The following is a 15,298-nucleotide window of genomic DNA, read 5'->3' on the forward strand; positions in this document are numbered from 1 at the left end:
GTAATAAGTGACGTTGTCACTGTGTGGCGGCTGCATCACGTTGCGTGATATAAGCCGCCAGCAATGGAATATCTGCCGGTGCCAGCGCAAACTGTAGCGCCTGCTCCGGTGTCACCCAGCGCACCTCACTATGACAATGCAAACGCAGTTCACCGCGAAAGGGGCTAACCCGCCAGGCGTGCAGCACAATCAGCCGATCGCGCTGCTGCCAGCGGTGACTGGCAACCCATTGCTGTACATCGGCGTCGATAGCCAACTCTTCCTGTAATTCTCTCGCCAGCGCCTGCGGCTGGGTTTCACCCGGCTCGACTTTGCCGCCGGGAAACTCCCACAGCCCAGCCTGGTCGCTGTGGCTATCCCGGCGGGCAAGCAGAATATGGTCGCCGCGTTCAATAATGGCGGCCACCACTTCAATCTGCTTTAGCGCGCTCACTGCAAGTCGAACTCGGCCCACACCGGCGCGTGGTCGGAAGGTTTTTCCATCCCGCGAATGGTGTAATCAATACCGGTAGCCTTGCAGCGCGCCGCCAGTGGCGTACTGGCCAGCAGCAGGTCAATACGCAGCCCACGATTTTCATCAAAACCACGTGAGCGATAGTCAAACCAGGAGAACTGATCATTAACCTCCGGGTGGGCAGCGCGGAAGGTATCGACCAGTCCCCAGCTTTGCAAACGGTCCATCCATTCGCGCTCTTCCGGCAAAAATGAACACTTGCCGGTGCGCAGCCAGCGTTTACGGTTCTCTTCACCAATGCCGATATCAAGATCCGTCGGGCTGATATTGACGTCTCCCATCACCAGCACCGGATTTTCTACCGATAACTGTTGTTGCAGGTAGTTCTGCAAGTCCTGATAAAAACGCTGTTTGGCGGGGAATTTGGTCTCATGATCGCGACTTTCACCCTGCGGGAAATAGCCGTTAATCACCGTCAGCACACCCTGTGGAGTGGCGATATCAGCCATGATAATACGTCGCTGGGCATCTTCTTCATCCGTAGGAAAACCGCGACGCACCGCCAGCGGTTGCTCTTTGGTCAGCATGGCCACGCCATAGTGACCTTTTTGCCCATGATAAAAAACATGATAGCCGTACTGGCTGACATCCTCGAGCGGGAACATATCGTCGTGGACTTTTGTTTCCTGCAGGCCAATAACGTCTGGCTGGTGCTGTTCGATAATGGCGGCAAGCTGATGAGGGCGAGCACGCAATCCATTGATATTAAAAGAGACGAACTTCATAGTCGGGAACCATTTGGCGATGAAATCAGAGGCTGATGGTAACAGAGTTTTTTCTGCAATGTCACGCGCAGCGGTGCGACCGGCAAGTGTGGGCGGCGGCCTTCTCGGCGCATGCTGGCGAGGAATGCAGCGGCTGGCTGTTTTTCTGTCAACATTTTGTGACAGTCTCTTTTTACACTGGGCGTGACAGGGTATTATAGGAGTAAGAATTTATGCAGTCTCTGAAAAAGGTCGAAACTGATGCGCCTGGAAGTTTTTTGCGAAGACCGCCTGGGTCTTGCCCGAGAGTTACTCGATTTATTAGTGCTGCGCAGTATTGATTTACATGGGATAGAAATTGCTGCCATTGGGCGCATCTACCTGAATTTCTCTGAGCTGGACTTTGATACCTTTAGCGCGTTAATGGCCGAAATTCGCCGTACTGAGGGCGTGACCGATGTGCGCACCGTACCCTTTATGCCGTCAGAACGTGAGCATCGTGCGCTGCGGGCGTTGCTGGTTTCCATGCCTGAGCCGGTTTTCTCCATTGATATGAAAGGCAAGGTAGAACAGGCCAACCCGGCGGCGCTAACGCTGTTTGAACTGAGCGAGAGTAAAATCCGCCACGCCACCGCCGCCGGTCTGATTAGTGGCTACAACTTTACCCGCTGGCTGGAACAAGAGAGCGACAAGCCCCATACCGAACGGGTGGTGATCCACGGCCAGGATTTCCTGATGGATCTGACCCCCATCCAGCTGGATGACGAAAATCAGGGCAGTGAGGTCGTGGGTGTCGTGGTGATGCTGAAATCGGCCGCCAGAATGGGCCGCCAGTTGCAGGATCTGACCATTAATGACGAGCGTGAGTTTGATCATATTATTGCCGCCAGTGCCAAAATGCGTCAGGTACTGGATCAGGCAAGAAAACTGGCCATGCTCGATGCGCCGCTGCTGATTATCGGTGATACCGGCACCGGCAAAGATCTGCTGGCCCGCGCCTGCCATATGCGCAGCGCTCGTGGCAAAAATCCGTTCCTCGGCCTTAATTGCGCTTCTTTGCCGGATGATGTGGTGGAAAGTGAGCTGTTTGGCTATGCGCCTGGAGCCTATCCCAATGCCACCGAGGGCAAAAAGGGTTTCTTTGAGCAGGCTAACGGCGGTTCAGTGTTGCTCGATGAAATTGGCGAAATGTCACCGAGGATGCAGATCAAGCTGCTGCGCTTCCTTAACGACGGTACCTTCCGTCGCGTTGGTGAAGAGCATGAGGTCCGAGTCGATGTGCGTGTAATTTGCGCCACGCAAAAGAATCTGGTGGAACTGGTCCAGCGCGGCGAGTTCCGGGAAGATCTCTATTATCGCTTAAACGTGCTTACCGTCACGCTGCCACCGCTGCGTGAGCGTAGCGGCGATATTATGCCGCTGACCGAGCTGTTTGTGGCCCGTTTTGCCGACGAACAGGGGATGCCGCGTCCAAAATTGAGTCCTCAGCTCAGCAGTTATCTGACCCATTACGGTTGGCCTGGCAATGTGCGTCAGCTGAAAAATGCCATTTATCGTGCCTTAACCCAGCTGGAAGGCAATGAGTTGCGGCCACAGGATATTGCCTTGCCTGACTTTGATGTTGAGGTGACGCTGGGTGAAGAAGCGCTTAACGGTTCCCTTGATGATATCAGCAAGCGCTTTGAACGCTCGGTATTAACCCGCCTTTACCGTACTTATCCCAGCACCCGCAAACTGGCCAAACGCCTTGGCGTCTCCCATACCGCCATTGCCAATAAGCTACGTGAGTATGGGCTAAGCAGCCGCAAAGCGGAGAGCGGTGACAGCGAGGAGTAATGCTGACACTAGCAGTCTGAGCCTCAGCGGTGAACTGAGGCTTTTTTTTGGGGATTTTTCTGCGACGAAAGCAGACTTCTCTCCAGCCGTGCTTTTCAGGATCCAGGTCAAAGCGACCAGTAATTGGCACTGATTACACTAGCGATAACGGGTGATCAGGGAGATTTGATGATAATCAATAGTAAAGGGGCGCAGCGAGTGGGCACGGCAGGCAGTGCAGAGAAAAGACAACTGGGATTACGGCGTAAAAAAGAGCGGGCAACGTTGGCGAAAATGTTTCTCCTATATCGGCAACGGCATCCTGATGCCGCCGATCTTGAGCTGGATGCCTTGCTGCTTTATGCCGAAAATCGCCTGGCGCGCTGCTATTTTCAGGAACAGAAACCCGCCTGTCAGAAATGCCCGGTTCACTGTTATCAGCCGCAAAAACGACAACAGATCAAACAGGTAATGAGATGGGCCGGGCCGCGTATGTTTTGGCGTCATCCGCTGGTTGCCATGGCGCATCTTTTGGCTACGCTGCGACCGGTGCCGCCTTATCCCCGACGTAAATAAGCCACGCATAGCGTGGCTTGAGTTTGATGACAAAGTCGTCTTGATGATCGAGATACCTGGGCATAGCACACCTAGGGGCGCTCCGGCGGGCAAGCCCGCTACGACCCCAACGGTGCACTCTCCCTAATAACGGACTTTGTCAGCAGTCTGAGCCACGCATAGCGTGGCTTATCTGGTTAACAGGCTGTGGACTATTATTTCAGCGCTGCCAGTGCCGCATCGTAGTTTGGCTCATCGGTAATTTCGTTGACCAGCTCGCTGTAGAGCACTTTGTCATTGCCATCCAGCACTACCACGGCACGCGTTGTCAGGCCAGATAATGGCCCTTCACTGATCGCGACACCATAGGCCGCTTTAAACTCGTCACCGCGCAGCGTTGACAGGGTGACCACATTCGACAAACCCTCGGCACCACAAAAACGCGATTGGGCAAAAGGCAGATCTGCGGAAATACACAACACCACGGTATTGTCGATCTCCCCCGCCAACTGATTAAATTTGCGTACCGACGCGGCACAGACACCGGTATCAATGCTTGGGAAAATATTCAACACTTTGCGTTTACCGGCAAAGCTGCTGAGGGCAACGTCAGAAAGATCTTTGGCAACCAGAGTAAAAGGTTTGGCAAGATCGCCTTGCTGTGGCAACTGACCAGCGATGCTGACGGGATTACCTTGAAAATGTACGGTCTGAGTCATGATTTATCCTTAAATGCAATGTTGCAAATGTTACCAACTGATTAATTGGTCTATTGCAAAAGTAGCGTTTTACAAGCAGTTATCAGTGTAGGTTAACAAGCCGGGCTTGAATAGCCAAAGTTTGCTAACCCTCAGTGATCCTTCGTAATAACCGCTTTGCGTATATAGTAAAAGGGCAGCTGCCTGCATTTTGCCGGAGGCGTTTTCAGGAGAAGTTATGAGAAGTGTACGCTTTTACCCGCAGACCTTGCCGTTGCATACGGCCTTTGTTATTTCTCGCGGCAGTCGTAGCGAAGCCCGGATAGTCGTGGTGGAGATTGAGCAGTATGGCGTGGTGGGCATTGGGGAATGCACCCCCACACCGCGCTATGGCGAAAGTGAAGCTTCGGTGATGGCGCAACTGACCAATGTGCAGGCTGCCATCGAGCAGGGAGCGGATCGTCAGGCACTGTTGCAGTTATTACCCGCGGGTGCGGCGCGCAATGCACTGGATTCGGCGCTGTGGGATCTGGAACGTCTTAGTCGCCAGCAGTCACTGTGGCAGCTCAATGGCATGGTAGCTCCGGCCTCAATCAGCATGGCACAAACTCTGAGCGTAGATACACCGCAGGCGATGGCTGAGGCGGCGCTGGCTCATCAGCAAAATGGCGCAACGCTGCTGAAAATTAAACTCGACGATCATTTCATTACTGAGCGTATGGTTGCCATCCGCAGTGCGGTGCCCAATGTCTCACTGATTGTTGATGCCAATGAGTCATGGCAAAGCGAAGGGCTGGCGTCACGTTGTCAGTTGCTGGCCGATCTCGGGGTGTTGATGCTGGAACAACCGCTTGCCGCCGGGCAGGATGAGGCCCTGGCCAATTTTATTCATCCACTGCCGATTTGTGCCGATGAAAGCTGTCATACCAGCAAGGATCTGCCCGCGCTGGTCGGCCGTTACCAGATGATCAATATCAAACTCGATAAAACCGGTGGCTTGACTGCGGCGCTCACGCTGGCCTCGGCGGCCAGAGAACTGGGGCTGGAGATTATGCTCGGCTGTATGCTGTGCACCTCGCGGGCAGTGCGTGCCGCACTGCCGCTGACGCCAGGGGCGAAGTTTATCGATCTTGATGGTCCAACCTGGCTGGAAAATGACGTGGTACCGGGTCTGGCCTTTCACGGCGGCGTGATTGATTTACAGGCCACCGGCGACTAGCGTTGACGCACCTTCTGCTACGGGTTAGCTGCCACGTAGCAGAAGGCTGGCGGGGTATGTTAATGCCACTTGCAGCGGAGAATAATAATCCGCATGCCGAGCATTAATACAGTCAATGCCTGCTGGTGATGGACCGTTGAATATGGCTATTCCTCCCCTTGAGATTAATCTCAAATCAATTATCACCCTGAAAAATTGACCCATAATAAAGGTATGCAAGGCGTGCCTTGAGGGATTTTTATTTGTTAATATTTTTATAATTTCATGATTATAAGGATTTTTTTATTTTCACAAAAATGAGCGGAAATTATTTTTCTCGGAATTATGAATTTATAAAAAGCATCCCTTATGGCGTAACAATAATGGCTTTAGTCCGCTATAGGTTTGCCTGGTCTATATTTTTTACTGAAGAGGGAGATATTATGAACGACATATTTAACCGACAGCCGTTGTCCGCTGCTCTTGAGGAAAAATCATATCCCGTCCCACCGTTTGAACATCAGCAACAACCTTTTCCGGGGCTGGCGAGCAAAATGAAACCGTTGCCTGATCATGGCGAAACCTCCTATCGCGGCAGTGGCCGACTGCAGGGAAGAAAAGCGCTGATTACTGGCGGTGATTCCGGAATAGGACGTGCCGTCGCCATTGCCTTTGCTCGGGAGGGGGCCGATGTGGCCATTAATTATCTGCCTGAAGAGGAGTCCGATGCCCGCGAGGTCATTGCGTTGCTGCAAGAGGAAGGGCGCAAGGCGATTGCTATTCCCGGGGATATTCGTGACGAAGCATTTTGTCAGTACCTGGTGAAACAGGCGGCCGACGAACTAGCGGGGCTGGATCTGCTGGTCAATAACGCCGGGCGGCAGCAATACTGTGAGTCCATCAAGGATCTGACCACTGAATCCTTCGACGCCACCTTTAAAACCAACGTCTATGCCATGTTCTGGATCACCAAGGCGGCGTTGGATTATCTGCCGCGCGGTGCGGCTATTATCAATACTACTTCCGTGCAGGCCTTTAAACCCAGCGAGATCCTGCTCGACTACGCGCAAACCAAGGCCGCCATCGTCGCCTTTACCAAATCGCTGGCCGGACAACTGGGATCGCAGGGTATCCGGGTCAATGCCGTGGCCCCCGGCCCCTACTGGACAGCACTGCAATGTTGTGGTGGCCAGCCGCAGGAGAAAATCGAGGTCTTTGGTCAATCAGCGCCGCTGGGGCGACCTGGTCAACCTGCCGAGATTGCGCCGCTATATGTGACCCTGGCCTCGGCTGAAAACAGTTATGCTTCCGGCCAGGTATGGTGTTCCGACGGCGGCACCGGCACGTTATAACCTTGCATGCACGCTGTAGCGTTGGCCCGGCAAAAAAAAGCCAGCCCTTTATATTCGGGGCTGGCGCGAGTGATGGTCGGCAGGCTGCTGGCAGTTACTTGCCAGCGAGCGGATCATAGACGGTGAAGGGGGCACAGATGGTGTTTTGTCCTGCCATGGTCAGACTGTACTGGTCGCTTCCCTTACTGCCTGTCGGGCCCATCTTGATGCCGAATCGAATGGTGGTATTGGCAGCATCGGGGGTAAAAGTCTGGTTGTCCGGGTTATAGGTGGACAACACATATTTCACCTTGTCGCTCTCATCGGCGGTGCGCCTACCGACATAAAGCTGCGATACATTGGTTTTTGCATCGGTCAGCTGCAAGATCATTACGTTCTCACTGCTAATAGCGGTGGAGAGCACTTTCAGCCCTCCACAGTGGGTGTAAGCAACCGCAGGGGCGTTGCCAAGCATTTCAGCGGCGTGCACTACGTTGCTGAACGAACCAAGAACCAAAAGTGACAGAAGCATTTTTTTCATTTTTATTTAACCCAATAAAATAGACGTCAAAGTGTGCAAATGAGCCAAGTCTCAGCCTGTAGTGTATGAATTCGGATGACAGCGTCTATTTCTTCAATGCAAGAAATTATGTCAGGCACCGCCCGGCGCGGCTGGTGACTTTAAATTTATCTAAAAACACTGCCGATTTCCGCTGACAATGCCCCATTTCCCCGCGCTCGCGGGTCGTTATCGCCGGGGCTATTGCGTTTGCTGCCGGGGGACTTGATCGGCGGGTGGCAGGGTTTTCCGCCTGACGGGTTGGAGCGGCAATGGGTTAACGCTAAACTGGGTTCAATGAAATAAAACAAGAGAGTGAGAACTAACGTGGAAGTCATAAAGGGTGAAGCCCTACAGGTTGCCGATGCGGTATATGCCTATCAGTTGGATGGTCAAGGCGGCATCAGCGAAATTACCCCTCACTGTGAGGCCACCACGCAACAGCCATGCTGGCTGCATCTCGATTATACCCAACCGGTCAGCGAGCAGTGGATCAATACTACGCCGCTGTTACCTGAGTCGGTGCGCGAAGCGCTGGCCGGAGAGAGCATTCGTCCTAAAGTGATCCGTATGGGGGAGGGCACGCTGGTGACGCTGCGCAGCATTAACCTCAATGCCAATGCCCGCCCGGATCAACTGGTGACTATTCGCGTGTATCTGACGGATAAAATGATTATTTCTACGCGCCACCGCAAGGTGTTCTCGATGAATGAAATGATCAATGATATGCAGCACGGCAGTGGACCGAGGGATACCGGCAGTTGGCTGGTGGATATGTGTGATGCACTGACCGACCACACCAGCGATTTTATTGAAGATCTGCATGATAAAATCATCGACTTTGAAGATGCGTTAATGGAACAGCAGGTTCCCGAACGCGGACAGATGGCGCTATTGCGTAAACAGTTAATCGTCTTGCGCCGCTATATGGCCCCGCAGCGGGATGTCTTTGCCCGTCTGGCCAGCGAACGCTTACCCTGGATGACCGACGATGAGCGCCGCCGGATGCAGGAAATTGCCGATCGCCTGGGGCGCGGCCTGGACGATCTGGATGGCAGCATTGCCCGTACTGCTGTGCTGTCCGATGAAATCAGCTCACTGATGGCCGATGCCCTTAACCGCCGGACCTATACCATGTCGCTGCTGGCAATGGTGTTTTTACCCACTACCTTTCTGACCGGACTCTTTGGCGTCAATCTCGGTGGTATTCCCGGATCTGGCTCGCATCTTGGATTTGGCGCGTTTTGCGCGCTATTGGTGCTGCTGGTGGGCGGGGTTGCCTGGTGGATGAAGCGCAGTAACTGGCTGTAAGTCGAGGCCGGTGGGCAAACGCAGAATAAAAAAAAGCCGGTCAGTGACCGGCATTGTTCGAATCAATTGTGCTATGCAATAATTCTAAAATTTGTAAATAAGACAATATGGAGCACAACGCCCATCGCTTGACGTTGCATTCACCTGCGATATAGATATTGCTCCTGGCGCCTTTTGGAGATGTTGATTTAGCGCAATGTTTTACTACGAAGCGTAAAAATAGCCATGAGTTTGATGACCAAGTCGTCTTGATGATCGAGATACCCAGGCATTGCACACCTGGGAGCGCTCCGGCGGGCAAGCCCGCTACGACCCCCAACGGTGCACTCTCCCTAATAACGGACTTTGTCAGCAATCTGATTAACTTCTTCTCTCCTGCCTGTGGGTTTACCCCTCTATCCATAAAGATATCTAGACATCCATACGTGTGTTTTGTAAAGTGATGGAACGTTGAAAATATTTAACATTCCGGCTAACCAACGGACAGCACAGGCAAAAATGAACAGTAACATTGTGATCCTCGATGGCGGCATGGGCCGCGAACTCGCTCGTATGGGCGCCCCTTTTCGTCAGCCGGAGTGGTCGGCGCTGGCATTGATGGAAGCGCCGCATTTTGTGCGTCAGGCCCACGATGCCTTTATTGCCGCCGGTTCGCGGGTAATTAGCACCAACAGTTATGCCGTGGTGCCTTTTCATGTCGGCGACGAGGTGTTCTCCCGTCAGGGGGCCGAGTTGATTGCACTTTCCGGCAAGCTGGCGCGCGAGGCGGCCAATGCAGCGGCTGTACCGGTTAAGGTTGCCGGTTCTTTACCGCCGGTACTCGGCTCTTACCGTCCTGACTTGTTTGAACCGACTAAAGCCAGGGAGTTGTTGGCGGTGCTGGTGGCCAATCTTTCCGATCACGTCGACTTCTGGCTGGCAGAAACTCAAAGTTCCCTGGCCGAGGTTGCGTTGGTGCGTGAGGTGTTGGCGCAAGATCCACGTCCACTATGGCTGTCGTTTACCTTACAGGATAGCCTTGACGAGCAGGGCGCGGCACGGTTGCGTTCCGGTGAATCCATTAGCGAGGCAGTGGCGGCGGTGATCAACTTATCAGCCCGTGCCATTTTGTTTAACTGCAGTCGCCCGGAAGTGATGGCCAGCGCGGTGCGCGAAGCCCGTCGGGTTGCCGGGCAGCAAGACGCGGCGCTGGATATCGGCGTCTATGCCAATGCCTTTGAACCTTCTGATAACAAGCGCGGAGCCAACCAGGGCTTGAGCGAAATGCGCAAAGACACTGACCCGGAAGGCTATCTGGCTTTTGCCAGGGAGTGGGTGCAACTTGGCGCGACGCTGGTTGGTGGCTGTTGCGGCATTGGACCGGAGCATATCGCAGCGTTAAACCAGGCGTTTAACCTCAAAAAATAATAATGGTTTTAGTCAGTGGCTCCGAAGCATTCGCCAGGCAGACTGGCGGATGAAGGGGATAAAACAAGATAACGAGGGTACGCCCTCTTGCAAGGGAAACAGTCATGATAGATCGTCGTTCGTTTATCAAAAGCGCGGGGGCGCTTTCCGTCGCCGCCGCTACCGGTGCACTTTGGCCATTTTCCAATGCTCTGGCGGCAGAAACCGCGCAACCCAAGAAGGGCGGACATCTGGTCGTTGGCGTCGATAACGCCTCCAGCACCGATCGCCTCGATCCGGCATTTTGGTTTGAAACCTATATGTATTTTGTCGGTTCCCAGCTGTTTAATACGCTGGTGGAAATAGATGAGAATGCCGGGCTGACGCCATCGCTGGCCGAGTCCTGGTCCTCCGCTGACAACAGCCAAACCTGGATCCTGAAAATTCGCCAGGGCGTGCAGTTCCACGACGGTCGTACACTGAGCGCCAAAGACGTGGTTTATTCGTTAGATCATCACCGTGGCGAAAAATCCACGTCGCCGGTGAAAGGTTATCTGCAACCGGTGTCGACCATTACTGCCAGCGGCGAGCATGAGGTCACCATCAAGCTGACCTCACCGGACGTGGAATTTATCTGGCTATTGAGTGATGTGCATTTTGTGATCACCGCCGAGAACGAAAACTTCGACAAAGGGCTGGGGACCGGTGCCTTTATCCTTGAGAAATTCCAGCCGGGTGTCAGCGCGTTAACCAAACGTAATCCTAATCACTGGAACAGCCAGCGCGGTCACGTCGACTCGGTCGAAACCCTGGCGATGAATGACTCCACCGCTCGCGTGGCGGCACTGGTCAGCGGTTCGGCGCAGATTATCAACCGCGTTAATCCGCGGATTGTTGGCCGTATCGAACATATGCCAAACATCAAGCTGGTGCGCGCCAAAGACAGCATGATTTACACCTTCCCGGGACTGTCCAATCTGGCGCCTTTTGATAATATCGACGGCCGTCTGGCACTGAAATACGCTATCGATCGCCAACAGATTATTGATACCGTGCTTGGCGGCTACGGCAGTGTTGCCAACGATAACCCCATCTTCCCGTCTAACCGCTATTTCGCCAAAGATCTCCCCCAGCGGCCATTTGACCCGGAAAAGGCCAGCTTCCACTGGAAAAAATCCGGTTTCAGCGGTCCGCTGACGCTTTCCGTTGCCGATGCCGGTTTCCCTGGTGCCGTCGATGCCGGTCAACTGTATCAGCAGTCGGCGGCCAAGGCGGGTATCGATCTGAAAGTCGATCGCGTACCTGACGATGCCTTCTGGAACGATGTCTGGCAGAAAAAAGTCTTTGTCTCATCCAACTGGGCCAGCCGTCCAACCGCCGATGCCATGCTGTCGCTGGTGTTTACCAGCCAGTCATCGTGGAATGAATCCGCCTGGCATGTGCCGGCATTTGACGAGATGGTCAAAGCGGCGCGCGGTGAAGCGGACGAAGCCCGCCGCCGCCAGATCTATCACGATATTCAGTTGATGCTGGTGGATCAGGGCAGCGAAGTGATCCCGTTGTATGCCGATGCCCTCGACGGTGCTTCGGTAAAAATCAAAGGCTTTACCTCGGTACCGGGTATGCCGCTGAGCGGTAACCGCGCGGCAGAGAAAGTGTGGATCGAAAGCTAAGCCGGGTGATTGTTATGTCAGAACGGGTTAAACAACGGCCTACGGGCCGTTCATCTTTATGGCCACTGGTGATCAGGCGTCTGTGCTATGGCCTGCTGATGATACTGGCGGTATCGGCGCTGATTTTTATTGGTGTGCAGTTACTGCCGGGAAATGCCGCCACGGCGATCCTCGGACAATCGGCGACACCCGCTGCAGTGCATGAGCTTAATCTGCAACTGGGGTTGGATAAACCGGCGTTAGGCCGTTATCTCAGTTGGCTAATGGGCATTGCCCAAGGGGATTTTGGCCTCAGCTATAGCAGCCGCTCGGCGATTGCCGGGCCGTTATTTACCCGCCTGGGCAATACGCTGTTTTTAGCCGGTTGTACGGCGGTGATTGCCGTGCCGCTGGCGCTGGTTATCGGTTTCCTCTCGGTACGCTATCAAGGCGGCCTCATCGATACCATGCTCAACGGATTGGCGCGCGCCGCCGTGGCGTTACCGGAGTTTTTCTCCGGCTATCTGCTGATGCTGATTTTTGCCATTACTCTGGCCTGGTTTCCCAGTAACAGTACGCTCTCTGGCGATATGTCACTGGATGCCCGTTTTTCGGCCATTGCCTTGCCCTGCGCCACGCTGGTGCTGGCGATCCTCGGCCATATGAGCAATATGACCCGCGCTGCGTTGATTGCCGCGCAAAGCGCAGCCTATGTTGATACAGCGTTGCTGAAAGGCTTAACACCGGCGCGTATTCTCTGGCGTCATGTCTTACCCAATGCGCTGGGGCCGATTATCAACGTGGTGGCCATCAACCTGGCCTACCTGATGGTCGGGGTGGTCATTGTCGAAAACGTCTTTGTCTATCCCGGTCTGGGACAATATATGGTCGACAGCATCAGCAAGCGTGATATTCCGGTTATGCAGGACTGCGCGCTGCTGCTGGCGGGGATTTATATCTTGCTAAATTTGTTGGCGGACGTATTGGCGCTGATCGCCAACCCGCGTTTACGCCATCAGCGTTAATCTCCCCTCGGGGGAAGGATTGTTACCGGGTAAGCTTCAGCTTAAGGAATTTTTCAATGCCCGCATTAAGACCCACGGCAATTTTGGGACTGACAGGCCTGTTTCTGTTTCTCTTTATTGCCCTTTTTGCTCCCTGGCTGGCGCCTTATGCGCCGGATAAAGTGGTCGCTATGGCCTGGCAGGCACCCGACGCAGTGTTGCGCCTGGGGACCGATAATCTTGGACGCGACCTGTTGTCGCGGATGATTTGGGGAACGCGTGTCTCGCTAGGCGTTACTGCGCTGGCGGCGCTGGTCGCCTTTGGCGTCGGCTGTACGCTGGGCTTTATGGCCGGTCTGCTTGGCGGCTGGCAAGACCAGCTGATTTCGCGGGTTAATGACATGATTATGGCTATCCCGACATTGATATTCGCGCTGATTGTACTGGCGGTGTTGCCGAAAAGCATTTTAACGCTGACGCTGGTACTCGGCCTGCTGGAGTCTACCCGCGTGTTACGGGTGGCACGTGCGCTGGCGGTGGATATCGGCGTGATGGAGTTTGTTGACGTGGCCCGTCTGCGTGGCGAGAGTCTGGGCTGGATCCTGTGGCGGGTCATTTTACCCAACGCCCGGCAAACGCTGATTGCCGAGTTTGGCCTGCGCTTTATCTTTATTTTGCTGTTTTTGTCCGCGCTATCGTTCCTTGGTCTGGGTATTCAGCCACCTACCGCCGACTGGGGCGGACTGGCAAGAGACAATAAAGACGGCATCCTGTTTGGTGTCTGGGCGGCACTGGTTCCCGGCGGGGCGATTGCCGTATTGGCGCTGGCGATCAATGCCGTCGCCGACTGGCTAATGAGCGGCACCACCCGTAACTGGGGAGGTCATCATGGCTAATCCTTTGCTGCGTGTTGAACAACTCACCGTAGTCTCAAGTGATAAAGCCCGTCGCCGCCTGGTGGATAGCATCTCCTTTGATTTACAGCCCGGCGAAGTGCTGGGATTAATCGGCGAGTCCGGTGCCGGAAAATCTACTATCGGTCTGGCGATCCTCGGTCACTGTCGCGAGGGCATGCGCATTGATGCCGGCAAAATCCAGTTCAATGATATTGACCTCTGCCGTCAGTCAGCGCGTCAGTTGCGCGCTATTCGCGGACGGCATATTGCTTATGTTGCCCAGTCCTCCGGGGCGGCTTTTAATCCGGCAATCTGTATTGGCGAGCAGGTGATCGAGGCCACGCTTAAACACCGGGTTATGCCGCGCCAGCAGGCGCAAGAGAAAGCCCTGACGCTGTTTGCCCAGCTTGGCCTGCCGCAACCGGCGCAGTTTTATCATCGTTACCCCCATCAGGTGTCTGGCGGACAGTTACAGCGGGCGATGATCGCCATGGCACTCTGTGCCGGACCCGAGTTGTTGATTTTTGATGAGCCGACTACTGCGCTGGATGTCACCACGCAATTGGGTGTATTAAAAGCCATTGCCGAAGTGATCCGCCTGACCGGTGTCGCAGCGCTGTATATCAGCCATGACCTGGCCGTGGTGGCGCAAATCAGTGACCGAATTATGGTGTTGCAGCATGGCAAGATGGTGGAACACGCTGCTACCGCAAGCCTGCTCAACGCTCCGCAACAGGACTATACCCGCCGCCTGCTCAATGCCCAGGGCGAGCGGCGAGCGACCATGCCATCGCACCAACCGGAACTGCTGCGCATTGATAATATCAGCGCCCGCTATCAGCAGCAGCAAGTGCTCAACAATCTGACGCTGGCCATCCCGCGTGGGCGAACCCTGGCGGTAATTGGCGAGTCAGGTTCCGGTAAATCAACGCTGGGGAAAGTGATCTGTGGTTTGCATGCAGCGCACAGCGGGCAGATCAGTCTGCAGGGCCAGCCGCTGGCCGCCAGTCTGCGGCAACGCCAGCGTCAACAACTGCGCGACATTCAGCTGATCCATCAAATACCTGATACCGCGCTGGATCCTAAACAGCGCATTGGCGCGCAGATTGCCCGCGTGCTGGTCTGTTTTACCTCCCTCGATGCAGAGCAGCGCCAGCAACGGGTGACGCAGTTGTTGGCGCAGGTAGGGCTGGATCAGACGCTGGCCCAGCGCTTCCCGGCGGCACTGTCCGGTGGGCAAAAACAGCGAGTGTGTATTGCCCGCGCGCTGGCCGCTGAACCGAAACTGATTATCTGCGATGAGCCGACCTCAGCCCTGGATCCGCTGGTGGCGCGTGATGTGTTGACGTTATTGCGCCAGATCCAGCAACAAACCGGCATCTCCTATCTGTTTATTACTCACGATTTGCAGGTGGTGCGCGAAGTCGCGGACGAAGTGGCAGTGCTATTTAAAGGTGAGATTGTACGCCAGGGCGGGGTAGAGCAGGCACTGACCGAGCCATTGGATAGCTATACGCGCCAGTTGTTGCATTCGGTACCGGAAATGCGTGTTGGCTGGTTACAGCAGCAGTGAGCCAACGGAGATGCTGCCACCATTAGGTGGCAGCATTAGACTGCTGACAAAGCTTATTTTTTTGAGAACGCCCCTGAGTGTGCTATGCCCGGGTCTCGCGAT

General features: G+C 54.5%; 14 protein-coding genes. 10 read left to right on the forward strand and 4 right to left on the reverse strand.

The genetic code is table 11. The features are described from left to right. Window positions 1–16 precede the first annotated feature (16 nt). Both GW590_RS07780 and xthA read right to left on the reverse strand, forming a co-directional pair. Window positions 17–433 (reverse strand): pyrimidine (deoxy)nucleoside triphosphate diphosphatase, encoded by a 417-nt coding sequence (locus GW590_RS07780; RefSeq protein ID WP_169402442.1) that lies wholly within the window; start codon window positions 431–433, stop codon window positions 17–19. Next, window positions 430–1,239, reverse strand: a complete 810-nt coding sequence (xthA, locus tag GW590_RS07785) for an exodeoxyribonuclease III (RefSeq protein WP_169402443.1) — start codon at window positions 1,237–1,239, stop codon at window positions 430–432. Before xthA ends, GW590_RS07780 begins: the two co-directional genes overlap by 4 nt. A gap of 240 nt (window positions 1,240–1,479) precedes the next feature. On the opposite strand from xthA, the gene tyrR reads away from it, so the two are divergent. Together tyrR and GW590_RS07795 are read left to right on the forward strand one after the other, a co-directional pair. Beyond that, window positions 1,480–3,054: a transcriptional regulator TyrR gene (gene tyrR, locus GW590_RS07790; protein WP_169402444.1), complete on the forward strand. Its 1,575-nt coding sequence runs from the start codon at window positions 1,480–1,482 to the stop codon at window positions 3,052–3,054. A 231-nt stretch (window positions 3,055–3,285) separates the two neighbouring features. Continuing rightward, entirely contained in the window at window positions 3,286–3,609 is a 324-nt protein-coding gene (locus GW590_RS07795; RefSeq protein ID WP_235955889.1) for a nitrous oxide-stimulated promoter family protein, read from the forward strand. A 194-nt stretch (window positions 3,610–3,803) separates the two neighbouring features. Here the strand turns inward: GW590_RS07795 and tpx are convergent, their stop codons facing one another. Then, a complete protein-coding gene (gene tpx / locus GW590_RS07800; protein ID WP_169402446.1) occupies window positions 3,804–4,307 on the reverse strand; it encodes a thiol peroxidase in 504 nt (167 codons plus the stop codon). Between the two features lie 217 nt (window positions 4,308–4,524). Between tpx and ycjG the strand changes: the two genes are divergently transcribed. Together ycjG and GW590_RS07810 are read left to right on the forward strand one after the other, a co-directional pair. Further along, window positions 4,525–5,505 carry an L-Ala-D/L-Glu epimerase gene (gene ycjG, locus GW590_RS07805; RefSeq protein WP_169402447.1) on the forward strand — a complete coding sequence of 327 codons (981 nt, stop codon included), beginning with the start codon at window positions 4,525–4,527 and terminating at the stop codon, window positions 5,503–5,505. Between the two features lie 422 nt (window positions 5,506–5,927). Continuing rightward, a complete protein-coding gene (locus tag GW590_RS07810) occupies window positions 5,928–6,836 on the forward strand; it encodes an SDR family oxidoreductase (protein ID WP_169402448.1) in 909 nt (302 codons plus the stop codon). A gap of 94 nt (window positions 6,837–6,930) precedes the next feature. Here the strand turns inward: GW590_RS07810 and GW590_RS07815 are convergent, their stop codons facing one another. After that, window positions 6,931–7,356 carry a hypothetical protein gene (locus tag GW590_RS07815; protein WP_169402449.1) on the reverse strand — a complete coding sequence of 142 codons (426 nt, stop codon included), beginning with the start codon at window positions 7,354–7,356 and terminating at the stop codon, window positions 6,931–6,933. Between the two features lie 345 nt (window positions 7,357–7,701). On the opposite strand from GW590_RS07815, the gene zntB reads away from it, so the two are divergent. The 6 genes from zntB to GW590_RS07845 all read left to right on the forward strand — a co-directional run bounded on the left by zntB (window position 7,702) and on the right by GW590_RS07845 (window position 15,196). Beyond that, entirely contained in the window at window positions 7,702–8,685 is a 984-nt protein-coding gene (gene zntB / locus GW590_RS07820; protein WP_169402450.1) for a zinc transporter ZntB, read from the forward strand. A 498-nt stretch (window positions 8,686–9,183) separates the two neighbouring features. Then, window positions 9,184–10,092, forward strand: a complete 909-nt coding sequence (locus GW590_RS07825; protein ID WP_169402451.1) for a homocysteine S-methyltransferase family protein — start codon at window positions 9,184–9,186, stop codon at window positions 10,090–10,092. A 107-nt stretch (window positions 10,093–10,199) separates the two neighbouring features. Then, a complete protein-coding gene (locus GW590_RS07830; protein ID WP_328803057.1) occupies window positions 10,200–11,744 on the forward strand; it encodes an ABC transporter substrate-binding protein in 1,545 nt (514 codons plus the stop codon). 14 nt (window positions 11,745–11,758) lie between these two features. Further along, the gene (locus GW590_RS07835) at window positions 11,759–12,748 is read left to right on the forward strand and encodes an ABC transporter permease (protein WP_169402453.1); all 990 of its coding nucleotides are present in this window, start codon (window positions 11,759–11,761) and stop codon (window positions 12,746–12,748) included. Window positions 12,749–12,804: 56 nt separating this feature from the next. Next, window positions 12,805–13,623 carry an ABC transporter permease gene (locus GW590_RS07840; protein WP_169402454.1) on the forward strand — a complete coding sequence of 273 codons (819 nt, stop codon included), beginning with the start codon at window positions 12,805–12,807 and terminating at the stop codon, window positions 13,621–13,623. After that, window positions 13,616–15,196: an ABC transporter ATP-binding protein gene (locus GW590_RS07845; protein WP_169402455.1), complete on the forward strand. Its 1,581-nt coding sequence runs from the start codon at window positions 13,616–13,618 to the stop codon at window positions 15,194–15,196. The genes GW590_RS07840 and GW590_RS07845 overlap by 8 nt, the downstream gene beginning before the upstream one ends. Window positions 15,197–15,298 lie beyond the last annotated feature (102 nt).

The sequence above is a fragment of the Rouxiella aceris genome, assembly GCF_012933545.1.
Classification (GTDB): domain Bacteria; phylum Pseudomonadota; class Gammaproteobacteria; order Enterobacterales; family Enterobacteriaceae; genus Rouxiella; species Rouxiella aceris.